The organism is Plantactinospora sp. DSM 117369 (assembly GCF_053764795.1).
Window position 1 is genome coordinate 7,735,377 of record NZ_CM132446.1, and the last position, 13,308, is coordinate 7,748,684.

Below are 13,308 nucleotides of genomic sequence, written 5' to 3' on the forward strand. Positions count from 1 at the left end.
ACCGACCACCGCCGCTATCGGACCGCCGGCATGACCGGCACGCTGCTGGGCTGGACGCTGACCGCCGTGGTCGGGCTGCTGACCGGGCACACCTGGCTCAACGCCACCCGCTGGCTGCGCCGTCCCCCGCCCGGCGCCGCCCGCACCGACGAGCCGGTCGCGGTGCTGCTGCCGGTACGCGACGAGGCGACCCGGGTCGGGCCGTGCCTGCGGGCGCTGCTCGCCCAGCGGGGCGTACCCGAGTTGGAGATCGTGGTGCTCGACGACGGGTCGACCGACGGCACCGCCGAGGTGGTCCGGGCGGTCGCGGCCGGAGATCCCCGGGTACGCCTGCTCGGCGGTGCGCCGCCGCCACCCGGCTGGCTCGGCAAGCCGTACGCCTGCCAGCAGCTCGCCGACCGGGCCGGCGGGAGGGCGCGGGTGTTGGTCTTCGTGGACGCCGACGTGACGCTCGGCCCGTACGCGGTCGCCGCCGCCGTGCACACGCTCCGGTCGGCCTCGGCGGTGCTGCTCTCCCCGTACCCCCGGATCGTCGCCGGCTCGCCGGGTGAGCGGCTGGTCCAGCCGCTGTTGCAGTGGCTCTGGCTGACCTTCCTGCCGCTGGTGGCGATGGAGCGCTCGCCCCGGCCGAGCCTGGCCGCCGCCGGTGGCCAGTTCCTGGTGCTGGATCGGGCCGGCTACCGGCGGGCCGGTGGGCACGCGGCGGTCCGGGACCGGGTGCTGGAGGACATCGAGCTGGCCCGGGCGGTGAAGCGGTCCGGCGGGCGGATCGCGCTGGCCGACGGCTCCCGGCTGGCCGAGTGCCGGATGTACGGCTCCTGGCCGGAGCTGCGGGACGGCTACACCAAGTCGCTCTGGGCCGCGTTCGGGTCGCCGACCGGCGCCACCGCGGTTGTGCTCCTGCTGCTCCTGCTGTACGCCCTGCCGCCGCTGCTCGCCGTCGGCGCGGCACTGGCCGGCGCGCCGACGGCTGCCCTGGCGGCGCTGTGCGGCTATCTGCTCGGGGTGCTCGGACGCCTGGTCAGCGCCGGGTCGACCGGCGGCCGGGGCTGGCCGGACGCATTGACACATCCGTTGTCGGTCGCGGTCCTCGGTTGGCTCACCATCCGGTCGTACCATCTGCGAAGGCGGGGGCGGCTCACCTGGCGGGGCCGACCGGTGCGCTGATCCGTGGAGGGGACGGTCGGTGCGCCGAGCCGGCGACGGGTACGCACCCGGGCGCCGCTCCGGGCCACTGGTACGGCGACGGCGGTTGACCGTGACGAGGGGGCGTACGTGAGTCGGGTGGTCGTCATCGGCGCGGGGGTGGGCGGTTTGGCCGCCGCAGCCCGATTAGCGGCACTCGGCCACGAGGTCGCCGTCTACGAGCGGTCCGATGTGGTCGGTGGCAAACTCGGCCGGTACGTCCGGGAGACGCCGGCCGGGACGTTCCGGTTCGACACCGGTCCCAGCCTGCTCACCCTGCCGCAGGTCTTCGCCGACCTGTTCGAGGCGACCGGCGCCACACTGGACGAGTACGTCGACCTGATGCCGCTGGACCCGATCGTCCGGCACGTCTTCCCACCGTCGACCACCGCCTCGGGAACGGTGCTCGACTCGTGTGCCGATCCCGAGGTCTTCGCGGCCCGGATCGCCGAGCGGTTCGGCGCGGAGTCCGCCGACGACTGGCGGCGGCTGTGGCGCCGCGCCGAGCGGGTCTGGACGGCCGCCTGGCGGGACGTGCTGCGTCGGCCCGTCGACTCCCCCCGGGACCTGGCGAAGCTCTCCTGGCGGCTCGGGGACCTGGCCGCGATCGCCCCCGGTCGGACGCTACGCGACCTGGGCCGGCGCCACCTGCGCGAACCCCGGCTCCGGATGCTGCTGGACCGGTACGCCACCTACACCGGCGCCGATCCGCGCCGGGCGCCGGCCGCGCTCGCCGCCGTCCCGTACGCCGAACTGGCCTTCGGCGGGTGGTACCCGCGCGGCGGGCTCGGCACCCTCGCCGACGCGCTGCTCTCCCGCTGCCTCGACCTGGGTGTGGTGGTGGCGACCGGCAGCACCGTCACCGGCATCGACGCGGCCGGCGGCCGGGTGCACGGGGTACGGCTGGCCGGCGCCGTCAGCCCGGTACCGGCGGACGTCGTGGTGGCGAACACCGACGCGCTGACCCTCTACCGGGACCTGCTGCCGACCCCGGACCGGCTGGCCCGGCTGACCGACCGCAGCCTGGCCGGCTTCGTCCTGCTGCTCGGAGTGCGCGGCAACTCCGGCCTGGCCCACCACAACGTCTTCTTCCCGGCCGACTACGACGCCGAGTTCGACGCGGTCTTCGGCGACCCCGGCCGGGGCGTACCGGCCCGCCCGGTGGCCGACCCGACGGTCTTCGTCAGCGTGCCCGACGATCCACTGGTCCGGCCGGCCGGGCACGAGGCATGGTTCGTGCTGGTCAACGCGCCCCGGCAGGGACGGACGCTGGGCGGGGTCGACTGGCGCCGGCCGGGGCTGGCGGACGCCTACGCCGACCGGGTCCTTGAGGTGCTCGCCGACCGTGGGGTGGACGTGCGGGACCGGCTCGTCTTCCGGGAGGCGCGTACCCCGGACGACCTGGCCGGCACGGCCGGCGCCCCGGGCGGGGCGATCCACGGCAGCGTCGGCGGGCTGCTGCGGCCCGGCAACCGGGGTCCGGCCCGTGGCCTGTTCCTGGTCGGCGGCTCCACCCACCCGGGCGGCGGCCTGCCGATGGTGGCACTCTCCGCGCAGATCGTCGCGGGCGAGATCGGCCCGGCCTGACCGGACCGACTGCCCGTCCTGTGTCGACACCCCGCCAGAGCCGTCCACCGCCCCCTGTGGGCGGACGGCCTAGCGCAGCGGCTGCCGGTAGGTGACCCGCCGGGTCAGCACCTCGAACGGCCCGCGCCGCCCGGTCCGGGCATCCAGTCGGCGAGCAGCACGGTGCCCAGCCAGGTCGTGGCGGCCAGCAACGCCGTCCCGGCGACGGTGAGGGGGTCGGAGAGATCGAGCAGGAACGGGGTGAACGCGACGGCCCAGACGATCGACTGGGCCAGGTAGCAGGTCATCGACCGCTGACCGGCGGCGGCGATCGCGTCGACCACCGGCCGAGGACGACGCGCCTGGAGCCGGACGGCGATCAGCGACAGCAGGGCGGCGTACCCGAGACCGCCGAGGAGCCCGGTCGTGTCGTGCAGGGGACCGAGCAGTTCGAGCGTTGCCCGGTCCGGGATCGGCACCACCCCGGCGAGGACCAGCGAGATCGGTTGGGCGCCGAGCACGGCGGCGCCGATTCCGACCACTGCCACGCTGACCAGCAGCCTCGGGTATCGCTGCGGCTGCTCCAGGACGCGTCGACGCCCCGCCCACAACCCGAGCACGCGGCCGTCATCCAGGGCCGGTCGCGGCTGTCACTCGGGTGGTTCGCGGCGGCTCAGTTCGACTCCGGTCGGCTCGCGGCGAGCCAACTCCTTGCCGGGGAGATGGTTGCCGGTCGGCTCCTCCCCGATCGGCTGCCGGCCGGAGGATTCCACCCCGACCGGCCGACCGGCGGCCGACGGCTGGCCGGCCGGCGCACTACCGCCCGCTCCCCGGCCCGTCGGCTCCTTGCCGGTGTCCAGCGACCGGCGCACCGCCGAGAGCAACTGGACCATGCCGAAGAAGCCGAGCAGCACCCAGATCGCGGTGGCCACGGTGATCGTGCCGGCCGCCAGCTCCGGCATGATCAGGTATGCCACCCCGGCGACCAGCAGCCCCACCACGGCGACGCTGACCCGGCTCGGCCGCTCCCCCACGGTGACGGTGCCGATCTCCTTCATCCCCGCCGAGACCGAACGGGCCCGGGTGTACTCGTGCAACCAGGAGAGCGCTCCGGCCGCCACCACCAGCACGCCGGGGGCGCCCACCAGCCAGAAGGCGATCAGCCAGCAGACCTCGCCGACCCGGTCGGCCAGCGAGTCGTAGACGTATCCGAGCCGGGTCGTCCGGCCGGTGACCACGGCGACCGCGCCGTCGATGCTGTCCGCCACGGCGGCGAGCAGCACGAACCCCGCCGCCAGGAGCGGCCCGACCGGCCCCGGCCGGGACTGGCCGACCGCCACCGGTACGCCGATGCAGAGCAGCACCCCGAGCACCGTCACCGCGGTCGGCGACACGTGCAGCCGGGCAAAGAAACAGCCCAGGGCGTACGACATCCGCAGCCAGCGGCGCACCGAGGTGGTGGCCATCCGGGGGTCGAAGCCGCCGTGCAGCCGCGCCCATTTGTTGGCGTACTCGTCCCACGTCAACCGGTTGCCCACGCTGGCTCAACCGCCGGACGGCGGCCCAGGTCGCGCCCGCGGGTCCGGATCCGGGTCGACGGTGGGACAGGCGCGGCCTCGGGCGTCGCCGCACGGGCCCGGAGCCGGCTCGGGCCGCATCCGTTCAGACTCCGACGCCGGCCTGGAGGCTCTGCCAGACCTCGCGGGTCGCGGTCGACCGGTTGAGGGTGATGAAGTGGATCCCGGGCACGCCCTCGTCGAGCAGCCGGCGACACATCTCGCTGGCCTGCTGGACGCCGAGCCGGCGGACCGCCTCCGGGTCGTCGGCGACCCGCTCGAACTGGGCGGCCAGCGCGGGCGGGAACGGCGCCCCGGAGAGCTGCTGGGAGCGCTCGATCGTGCTGAGCTGGGTGACCGGCATGACGCCGGGCAGGATCGGCGTGTCGCAGCCGGCCGCCGCCACCCGGTCGCGCAACCGGAGGTAGTCGTCGGCGTCGAAGAACATCTGGGTGATCGCGAAGTCGGCGCCGGCCCGGCACTTCTGGATGAAGTACCGCGTGTCGGTGGCGATGTCCGGCGACCGAGGGTGTTTGTACGGGAACGCCGCCACCCCGACGCTGAAGTCGCCCGCCTCGCGGACCAGCCGGACCAGTTCCTCGGCATAGAGCACGCCGGCCGGGTGCTGCACCCACTCGCCCATCGGGTTGCCCGGCGGGTCGCCGCGCACCGCGAGCACGTTCCGCACCCCGGCGCCGGCCAGCCGGCCGATCACGTTGCGCAGCTCGGCGACCGAGTGGTCGACCGCGGTCAGATGCGCCATCGGCAGCAGGGTGGTCTCGGTCGCGACCCGCTCGGTCACCGCGACGGTGGTGTCCCGGGTCGTCCCGCCGGCACCGTAGGTGATCGAGACGAACGACGGGCGCAGCGACTCCAGCTCGCGGATCGCCTGCCAGAGCAGCCGCTCGCCCTTCTCCGTCTTCGGCGGGAAGAACTCGAAGGAGAAGGTCGGCGTGGGACCACGGACGAGGTCCCCGATCGACGGCCGCGAGTCGGGGAGGACAGAGGGAAGACCGAGCGCCACGCCGCGACTCTACCGGTCCGGCCGGCTCGATCTTGCACCATTCGGTCCCGTTCGGGGTGGGGAGTCCGCTTTTCAATCCCATCTAACGGTCGCCGCGGGCATCGGGAGCGCGGCAGGCGGCGAGCAGTCCGCGTACGGCGATCTGCCGGCCGTGGCAGGGCCAGGGGTCGGCACAGGCGCGGCAGACGTTCGGCCCGGCCGGACCGGAGACCGGGGTCGCCGGCCCGGCGGGCAGCGGACTGTGCTCCCGATGCAGGCGTACCGCCAGCCGCCAGGCCATCGGCTGCACCGCCTCCGGCGGCGGCTCGTCGGGCGGGTTCTCCGGGTCGAACGGCAACTCGCTGGGCACGGCGGCACTCCTCGGCGGTCGATCGGAATCGACGGTCACCGGTGCCGGCCGGTGCCCGGGGAGGCGTACCGGTCGGTGGTGGACCGTCGCCTCCGATCGAACGGCGGATCGGGCCGACGGGGAGGAGCCAGCAGGGAGGGGCCAACCCACTGGCCCCGGGGCCAGCACGCGCACCGGCTCCGGGGCGGGGGTTACGGTGCCGGAGTCCTCGCGTACGCCCACGGCCGCCGGTACCGCAGCAGGGCCGCCAGCAGTACGACGGTGAGCACCGCCGCCCCGCCGTCCGTGACGTACGACGGCAGCAGCCCCGGCACGCCGAACCGGTCCCGGGTGGCCTCGAAGACCTCCGGCGGGATCATCACCAGTCCGGCCGCCTGGGTCGCGTTCACGGCCAGCACCGTCCAGAAGACCCAGGCCCGTCCGGTCCTGGCGAGCAGGCCGACCGCGTTGCCGACCAGGTAGACGCAGCCGACGACCCGGAACCCGGTCAGGAAGCCGGGCGCGTCGGCTTGGGCCTGCGCCTCGGTCGAGCCGGCCAGCCGCATCATCTCCTCCATCGCCCGGAGGTCGATGACCACGAAGTTCTGTAGCGCCGTGCCGAGCAGGAAGAGGAGCGAGCAGGCGAGGGTCAGGTTCTGCACCGGTCGGGTCCACCGGGTCGGTGTCCGGTTGGCCCGGCGGTCGTCGGTCTGCGGTACGGAAGCGGACATGCCCTCCGACGCTAGGTCGGAGCGGTGCCGGGATGATCGGGGATGATCCCCATCCCTCCCTGAAACCGACACCCGGGGCCGCCAGGGGGACGGTGCTATCCGGCAGCTTGCCGTGCCTTAATCCACTCCTCGACGTCCCGCTTCAACCACACGTTGCCCATCTTCAACTTCTGGATCGGAGCTGGGAAGTCTCGGTGGCTGGTGATGACGTGCACCCGCTGTCGGGACAGGTTGCCGCCCAACATGTCGCGGATCTCAGCCACCCCGACCAGTTCCTCCACATGGCCGACGCTAAGCAACTGCACTCGCTGTTGACGTCGACAACTACGACGTCAACACTTAGGGCATGGCTTATCCGAACCAGCTCCCGATCCCCGAGCGTCCGATGCCGTTCCGGCTCCGGCCGCACTCGCCCCGACGCCCGTCGTGGCACTGTTCGGGTTGCCCCGGGCAGCCCTGGCCCTGCGGCATGGCGCGACTACTGTTGCGGGCCGAATTCCAGAACGCTCCGGTCGGACTTGCCCTATACATGTCGGCACAGCTCATGGAGGCATTGGCCGACCTGCACCGCCTCAACCCGAACCCCGAGCCGGAGCCCAAGGTCCTGTTTCAGCGGTTCGTCGCGTGGACCGCCCGAGAACCCCTCGCCTAGCACGCCGACGGATTACCGGACCTTCCGTACCCGCCCGGCTGCCTCCGATCCCCGTAGAACGTCGTACCCGGCCGGTAGGAATTGAGCCGCGCAGGGAGGCGGGGTCGCCGGTCTCCGGGGTCGTGCGCGGGGGTCAGCAGCAGGTTCGTCAGATCGTCACGCGCCGAAGGACCGCCCATGCCCCGACCCGAGCACCACCCGCACGACTCCGCGTCCGGCCGCCCCGCCGCACCGGGTTCACTCGGCACGTTGCTGACCGAGTTACGCCTGGCCAGGGGCTGGAGCCAACTTCGGGTGGCCGAGCAGCTCTGCGCCGCCTCCGGCGTACCGACGGTCAGCCGGCACGAGGTGTCCCGGTGGGAGCGGCAGCAGCGGGTGCCCGGCCAGTTCTGGCTGAGCTGGCTGGCGGCCGTGCTCGAAGTGCCCGTCGAAGAGCTGGCGGTCGCCGCCGCCGCGAGCCGGCCCACGACGGCCGACGGCGGAGAGGGCAGAGACGGTGGAAATCCGGGCGCGGTCCGGGCCCGGCAGGAGTTACTGACCTCGGCGCACGCCTGGCTCACCGATCCGGACGGGCCGGTCGGACCGACGATCACCATGCCGGTCGAACCGACCCGAGGGGTCATGGTCGGGCCGGCGCGGATGGATTCGGGCCGGTCGGGAAGGGCTGGCGAGCAGGCGCCCGAGTTGCCGCTCGATACGGCCGGGGTTGCCGGGGTGCGGCGGCTCGACGACCTGGTGGGTGGAGGGGACCTCCTGTCATCCCCGGCCGGCCGGCTCACCCTGGCGACAGCGCGGTACGCGACCGGCCGCCCCGGGCGGCGGGCACTGCCGCTGGTCGCCGAGGCGGCGCAGCTCGCCGGCTGGCTGCACACCGACGCGGGCGAGGTCGGCGCCGCACTCCGCGCCTACCGGCTGGCGCTGACCGCCGCCGCCGGTGCCGGCGACCGGAGCCTCGGCGCGCACGTACTCGGCGCGGCCAGCCACCTGCTCAGCGCCTTCGGCGACGCCCGGGGCGGCCTGCTGCTCGCCCGTACCGGATATCTCGGCGCCCGGCGCACCGCCCCGGCCGGACTGCGGGCGCTGCTGCTGCACCGGATCGCCTTCGCGGCGGCGCGGTGCGGGCAGCGGCGGGCGGCGCACGCCGCACTGCGCGCCGCCGAGCGGGCGACCGGGCGACGCGAGCCGCCCCGGGAGCCGGCCTGGCTCTACTGGCTGGACGAGGGTGAACTCGCCGCGATGACCGGACGCTGCCTGGCCACGCTGCGCCGCCCGCTACGCGCCGAGCCACTGCTCCGCGCCGCGCTGACCCGGCCGGGGCAGCCGAGGACGGCGGCGGTCTACGGTGCTTGGCTGGCGCACGCCTGTCTCGACCTGGGCGAGTGGGAACGGGCCGCCGAGGTGGCCGACGCGGCGCTGCTCGACGCCGTACGGTCCGGGTCGGCGCGGGCGGCGGCGGAACTGGCCGGTGTCGGCCGGCGGCTCGCGGCGTACCGGACGGAGCCCGCCGGCCGACGGCACGCGGCGCTGGCGGCGGCCACCCGTCGCTACCTGCCCGCGACGCCACCGGCAGCTCTGGCCGGATGACCCCGTGTACCCGTCCAGTCGACCGGGGGCGGGTCGCCGGGGTGCCGGTCGCGGTCAAGGAGAAACACACCGGGTGACCGTCGGCGGTCCCGCCGCCGGGACACCCATCGACCAATATCTTTGCCTGGCGGGCAGACCGCACCGGATGGCACGCGGTCGATCATGCCTCTGAGCAGGGCGGACAGCCGGACGAGCGAGCCGATTCCGGCCACGGCCCGAAGCTCGTGGCGTAGCCGCACCGCGCACTCGGATGGTCGATCCACTAGCGTCATGGCGTGAACGCATCCGCCCCTGTCCCACCGGTCGACCGCGCCGGCCTGCGCCAGCGGGTCGACAACTCGTTGGCCCGGTTCTTCGTCAAACAGCGAGCCTGGATGACCGGTGTCGATGACGGGCTCGCCACGGTCGCCGACGCGCTGGAGGCGTTCGTGCTCGGTGGCGGCAAGCGACTGCGGCCGGCGTTCGGCTACTGGGGCTACCGGGGGGCGGGCGGGCTCGACTCTGACGAGATCGTCAGCGGCCTGGCCGCGCTGGAATTCGTGCAGGCGAGCGCCTTGATCCACGACGACCTGATGGACCGGTCCGACACGCGGCGCGGCGAGCCGTCGATCCACCGCCGCTTCGCCGCCCAGCACCGGGCGGCCGGCTGGGGCGGCGAACCGGACGGGTTCGGCGAGTCCAGCGCCATCCTGCTCGGCGACCTGTGCCTGGTCTGGTCCGACGAGCTGCTGCACGGCAGCGGCCTCGACCCGATCGTGGTCAGCCGGGCCCGGCCGGTCTTCGACGAGATGCGTGCCGAGGTCACCATCGGGCAGTACCTGGACGTGCTCGCCCAGGCGACCCGGGACGCCTCGGTCGACCGGGCGAGCAAGGTCGCCCGGTACAAGTCCGCCAAATACACCGTCGAGCGACCGCTGCTGTTCGGCGCCGCGCTCGCCGACGCGCCCGCCGAGCTGCGGGCCGCGTATTCGGGGTACGGGCTGCCGCTGGGCGAGGCATTCCAACTCCGGGACGACGTACTCGGCGTATTCGGCGATCCCGGCCAGACCGGTAAGCCGGCCGGGGACGACCTGCGGGAAGGCAAACGTACCTACCTGGTGGCGGCGGCCCTGGAGGCGACCAGCCCGGCCGGACGGGAACTGCTGAACCGCCGACTCGGCGACCCCGGGCTCGACCGGGCCGGCATCGAGGTCCTGCGCGAGATCATCACCAGCAGCGGGGCACTCGACCGCACCGAGCGGCGGATAGCCACGCTCACCGACACGGCGCTGGCCGCGCTGGTCGGCGTCGATCTGGAGGCCGAGGCCCGCGAGGTACTGGTGGACCTCGCGGTCGTGGCCACCCGCCGCAAGGACTGAGCCGGACAGCGGACGGAAGCCGCCCGCTCTGCCGTCGCGACCGGCTCTCCTCGCCGTGGCCCCGTCGCGACCGGCTCTCCCCGTCGTGGCCCCGTCGCGACCGGCTCTCCCCGTCGTGGCCCCGTCGCGACCGGCTCTCCCCGTCGTGGCCCCGTCGCGACCGGCTCTCCCCGTCGTGACGTGCTCGTTACCCCGTGCGGCTTCCACCTGGACGGCTCCGGTCCCCGGTCCTGACCGCCCGTCTTTTCCGGTCTCCCGGGCGAACCGGCCGTCCGGCGTACCGGCGGCTGGAGATGCTGGTTTCGTGCGACCCGTCGCAGCGCCGCCCGCCCCGGATCGGCCCAGCCGGCTCCGGATGGCCGGGCTCGCCGCCAGCGCCACGCTGGCGGCCAGCGCCTATGGGGTGGGAGCACTGCCGGCGGGTGCCGCCGAGGCGGCGCCGGTGCCGGACACCTGGGGATACTGGCTCGGCCTGGCCGGTTGGGTCACCGGACTGGCGGCGCTGGCGGGCATCTGGTGGCGGCTCGGCGTACGGATGCGGCGCGAGCCGGCGGGCGTACCGCTGGGCTGGCTGCTGCGTACCGGGCTGCTCTGGGCGGCTCCGCTGCTGGTCGCGCCCCCTGTCGGCAGCCGGGACGCGTACGCCTACGCCTGCCAGGGCGCACTCTGGCTCGACGGCGTCGACCCGTACTCCGTCGGCGTCCTGCCGGGCGGATGCGTCTGGTCGGACGCCGTACCCGCACTGTGGCGGGACACCCCGACCCCGTACGGGCCGCTGGCGGTGGCCCTAGCCGGCGGGGCGGTCGCGGTGGCCCGGGCGATCACCACGTCCACCGACGGCCAATTGCTGGTCGTGATCGCACTGCTCCGCGCCGAGGCGCTGGCCGGCGTCGTCCTCGTCGCCGGCTGCCTGCCCCGGCTGGCCCGGGCGGGTGGCGTCGACCCGCTCCACGCCACCTGGCTCGGTCTGGTCTCGCCGCTCGTCCTGGTCCACGCGCTCGGCGGGGCGCACAACGACGCCCTGGTGCTGGGGCTGGTCCTGGCCGCGTTGTCCCTGGCAGCCGGCGGGTCGTCGGCCTTCGGCGCCGGGCGGGCCGGACTCGTCACCGGCGCACTGCTCGGGCTGGCGGTCGCGATCAAGGTCACCGCGATCGTGGCGCTGCCGTTCGCCCTGCTGCTCGCCACCGTCCAGCCCGGTCGCGCCCCGGGCTCTGCCGGCGCCGTCGACACAGTCCGCCTGACGCACTACGAGCGGGCCAGCGGGGCCCGAAGGCGACCGTCCGGATGGCGGCGGGCACGCTTGCCGGGCATACTCCTCGATCGCCGGCTGCTCGCGCTGTCGGCCGCCGGAGGGCTGGCTGGTGCGGTCCTGGCGTTCGCCGGGGTGACTCTGGTCACCGGCCTCGACCTCGGCTGGATCTCCGCCCTCTCCGACACCGGCCGGCTGGTGCAGTGGACCTCGGTACCCAGCGGGCTGGGCATGGCGGCCGGATACCTGCTGCGGCTCGCCGGACGTGCGGAGGCGGTCGACGACGCGGTGGCGGCGGCCCGACTCCTCGGCCTCGTCGCGCTGGCCGGAACGCTCGCGATCCTGCTGGTCCGGGCCGGGCGGGCCGGATCGGCACCCGACCCGACCCGCGCCCGCCGTCGACTGGTGACCATCACCGGCCTGGCCTTCACCGCCCTCGCCCTGCTCTCCCCGATCTTCTACCCCTGGTACGGGCTGATCGCCGTCACCGTGCTCGCGGCGGGCCTGTCCGTCCGGCGCTGGGTCCACCGGGTGGCCGTCGCGGTGGTCGTGCTCAGCTTCCTGGTGCTGCCCAGCGGACTCGGGCTGGCCGTGCTCACCAAGCTGCCCGGCGCCCTCTTCGACGTGGCCCTGCTGCTGGTCCTGGCCGGGGTGGCGTACCGGAACCGGCGGTCCCGGCGACCGGGCTGACGGTCGACCCCGTCAACGGTCTCGGACCAGCCGAGGCGGAGGTGTTGACGCTCTCGCTCCAGCGGCGGCGGGCCGTCAGCGGTCTCGTTCCAGCGGTCGCGTGGCCCGGCGGTCCGATCGCTTCCGGTCGACCAGCCGGAGCAGCGGGGAGCCCTCACCGGCGGCCGGGGTTCGCTGCACGCCGGCCCGGCCCAGCCGGACCCAGACGGCCAGGGTCAGCAGCACCAGGGCGAAGCCGAACAGCAGGTCCTCCACCGGCGCGTACGCCAGGCGCCAGCCGATGATCTCGTCCGGGGCGTACCGGACGATGCCCCGGCCGGTCAGAATGCCGTTGGAGATCAACTGGAAGAACACGATGATCGGGTACGTGGCCCAGAACACCGGCCGGAGCAGCAGCCGGGTACGCAGCACGAAGAGGTCGGCCAGTACGGCGCCGGTCACCCCCAGCAGGGCGGCCACCGTGTAGCTCACGGCGACTCGTCGCCGGCCGGCCAGCGCAGCACCGCGCGGACCGCCTCGAAGCCGAGGATGGCACAGCAGGGTACGACGACGAAGAAGAGCAGCTCGTCCAGTGGCAGGCCGCCGGGGAGCAGTACCCCGGTGGTCTGTTCCGGGTCGAAGGTCCAGTGCCCGGCAGCTATCGCGGCCAGGTCCCAGAGCGCGAAGAGCACCACCACGGGTAGCAGGGTGAGCAGCAACCGCCGCCACCGCCGCAACACGTTGACCCGCAGGACCGGCTCCAGCCACAGCGCGGCGCCGACGCACCCGGCGAGCACCACCAGGTAGGCGAATCGCTCCATTCGGCGGGATCCGCCTCAGAAGCCGGTGGCCTGGGCCCGGCGCTTGACCTCGCGGGCCCGGTCGTCGCCGAGTGCCGCCGCCGGGGTGCCCGGCAGGGTGTCGTCGGGCAGGTAGAGCCAGCGCAGCGCCGCCTCGTCGTCGTACCCGGCGTCGTGCAGCAGGGTGAGGATGCCCGGCAGGTGCTTGCGTACGGTCCGGTTCGCCACCAGCTCGGCCGGAATCACCCGGGTTCCGTCCCGACGGACCGCCAGCAGCTCCCGGTCCCGGATCATCTGGTGCACCTTGCTGATCGACACCTCGAGGCGTTCGGCGACGTCCGGGAGGCTCAGCCAGCCGGCCGGCTCGGTCGGCTGCGGGTCGACGGGTGAGGATTCGGTCACCCGCTCACCTTGCCACGCCGCCCCCGGACCCGGACGAACGGCTCCCCGCGAGGCTGCCGGCCGACCCGGCTGGGCCGAACCGGACGACCCGGCTGGGCCGAACCGGACGACTCGGCCAGGATGAGCGAAACGCCCGGTCAGGATGAACGGGACGACCCGGTCAGGATGAACGGGACGACCCGGTCAGGATGAGCGGGACGACAC

The 13,308-nt window shown here is 74.2% G+C and carries 14 protein-coding genes and 1 pseudogene; 6 read left to right on the forward strand and 9 right to left on the reverse strand.

All coding sequences use genetic code 11. The features are described from left to right. Positions 1-30: 30 nt before the first annotated feature. A complete protein-coding gene (locus ACSMXO_RS32850) occupies positions 31-1,167 on the forward strand; it encodes a glycosyltransferase (RefSeq protein WP_455415071.1) in 1,137 nt (378 codons plus the stop codon). Positions 1,168-1,275: 108 nt separating this feature from the next. Continuing rightward, positions 1,276-2,772 (forward strand): phytoene desaturase family protein, encoded by a 1,497-nt coding sequence (locus tag ACSMXO_RS32855; protein ID WP_455415072.1) that lies wholly within the window; start codon positions 1,276-1,278, stop codon positions 2,770-2,772. A gap of 104 nt (positions 2,773-2,876) precedes the next feature. On the opposite strand, the gene ACSMXO_RS32860 is transcribed toward ACSMXO_RS32855, so the two are convergent. From ACSMXO_RS32860 to ACSMXO_RS32885, 6 genes and pseudogenes are all read right to left on the reverse strand, one after another. Further along, a complete protein-coding gene (locus tag ACSMXO_RS32860; protein ID WP_455415073.1) occupies positions 2,877-3,371 on the reverse strand; it encodes a DUF418 domain-containing protein in 495 nt (164 codons plus the stop codon). 237 nt (positions 3,372-3,608) lie between these two features. Further along, positions 3,609-4,289: pseudogene (locus tag ACSMXO_RS32865) on the reverse strand (CDP-alcohol phosphatidyltransferase family protein); the annotation flags it as partial. A 124-nt stretch (positions 4,290-4,413) separates the two neighbouring features. Beyond that, positions 4,414-5,331, reverse strand: coding sequence for a methylenetetrahydrofolate reductase [NAD(P)H] (gene metF, locus ACSMXO_RS32870; protein ID WP_346257850.1), 918 nt, complete (start codon positions 5,329-5,331; stop codon positions 4,414-4,416). A gap of 82 nt (positions 5,332-5,413) precedes the next feature. Beyond that, on the reverse strand, positions 5,414-5,680 hold the full coding sequence (locus ACSMXO_RS32875) for a hypothetical protein (RefSeq protein ID WP_346257851.1): 267 nt from the start codon (positions 5,678-5,680) through the stop codon (positions 5,414-5,416). Between the two features lie 191 nt (positions 5,681-5,871). After that, complete coding sequence (locus ACSMXO_RS32880) at positions 5,872-6,390, reverse strand: hypothetical protein (protein ID WP_346257852.1); 519 nt, start codon at positions 6,388-6,390, stop codon at positions 5,872-5,874. Positions 6,391-6,485: 95 nt separating this feature from the next. Further along, the gene (locus ACSMXO_RS32885; protein ID WP_455415074.1) at positions 6,486-6,689 is read right to left on the reverse strand and encodes a helix-turn-helix transcriptional regulator; all 204 of its coding nucleotides are present in this window, start codon (positions 6,687-6,689) and stop codon (positions 6,486-6,488) included. Between the two features lie 170 nt (positions 6,690-6,859). Between ACSMXO_RS32885 and ACSMXO_RS32890 the strand changes: the two genes are divergently transcribed. From ACSMXO_RS32890 to mptB, 4 genes are all read left to right on the forward strand, one after another. After that, a complete protein-coding gene (locus tag ACSMXO_RS32890) occupies positions 6,860-7,042 on the forward strand; it encodes a hypothetical protein (RefSeq protein WP_455415075.1) in 183 nt (60 codons plus the stop codon). A 177-nt stretch (positions 7,043-7,219) separates the two neighbouring features. Next, positions 7,220-8,626: a helix-turn-helix domain-containing protein gene (locus tag ACSMXO_RS32895; protein WP_455415076.1), complete on the forward strand. Its 1,407-nt coding sequence runs from the start codon at positions 7,220-7,222 to the stop codon at positions 8,624-8,626. Between the two features lie 374 nt (positions 8,627-9,000). Further along, complete coding sequence (locus ACSMXO_RS32900; RefSeq protein WP_455419368.1) at positions 9,001-9,984, forward strand: polyprenyl synthetase family protein; 984 nt, start codon at positions 9,001-9,003, stop codon at positions 9,982-9,984. Between the two features lie 304 nt (positions 9,985-10,288). Continuing rightward, on the forward strand, positions 10,289-11,923 hold the full coding sequence (gene mptB / locus ACSMXO_RS32905) for a polyprenol phosphomannose-dependent alpha 1,6 mannosyltransferase MptB (protein ID WP_455415077.1): 1,635 nt from the start codon (positions 10,289-10,291) through the stop codon (positions 11,921-11,923). A 75-nt stretch (positions 11,924-11,998) separates the two neighbouring features. Here the strand turns inward: mptB and ACSMXO_RS32910 are convergent, their stop codons facing one another. The 3 genes from ACSMXO_RS32910 to ACSMXO_RS32920 are packed head-to-tail and all read right to left on the reverse strand — an operon-like array spanning position 11,999 to position 13,104. Beyond that, complete coding sequence (locus ACSMXO_RS32910; RefSeq protein ID WP_455415078.1) at positions 11,999-12,394, reverse strand: lycopene cyclase domain-containing protein; 396 nt, start codon at positions 12,392-12,394, stop codon at positions 11,999-12,001. After that, positions 12,391-12,723, reverse strand: a complete 333-nt coding sequence (locus tag ACSMXO_RS32915) for a lycopene cyclase domain-containing protein (protein WP_346257857.1) — start codon at positions 12,721-12,723, stop codon at positions 12,391-12,393. The genes ACSMXO_RS32910 and ACSMXO_RS32915 overlap by 4 nt, the downstream gene beginning before the upstream one ends. Before the next feature lie 15 nt (positions 12,724-12,738). Next, positions 12,739-13,104: an Rv2175c family DNA-binding protein gene (locus ACSMXO_RS32920; RefSeq protein WP_346257858.1), complete on the reverse strand. Its 366-nt coding sequence runs from the start codon at positions 13,102-13,104 to the stop codon at positions 12,739-12,741. Between the last annotated feature and the right edge of the window lie 204 nt (positions 13,105-13,308).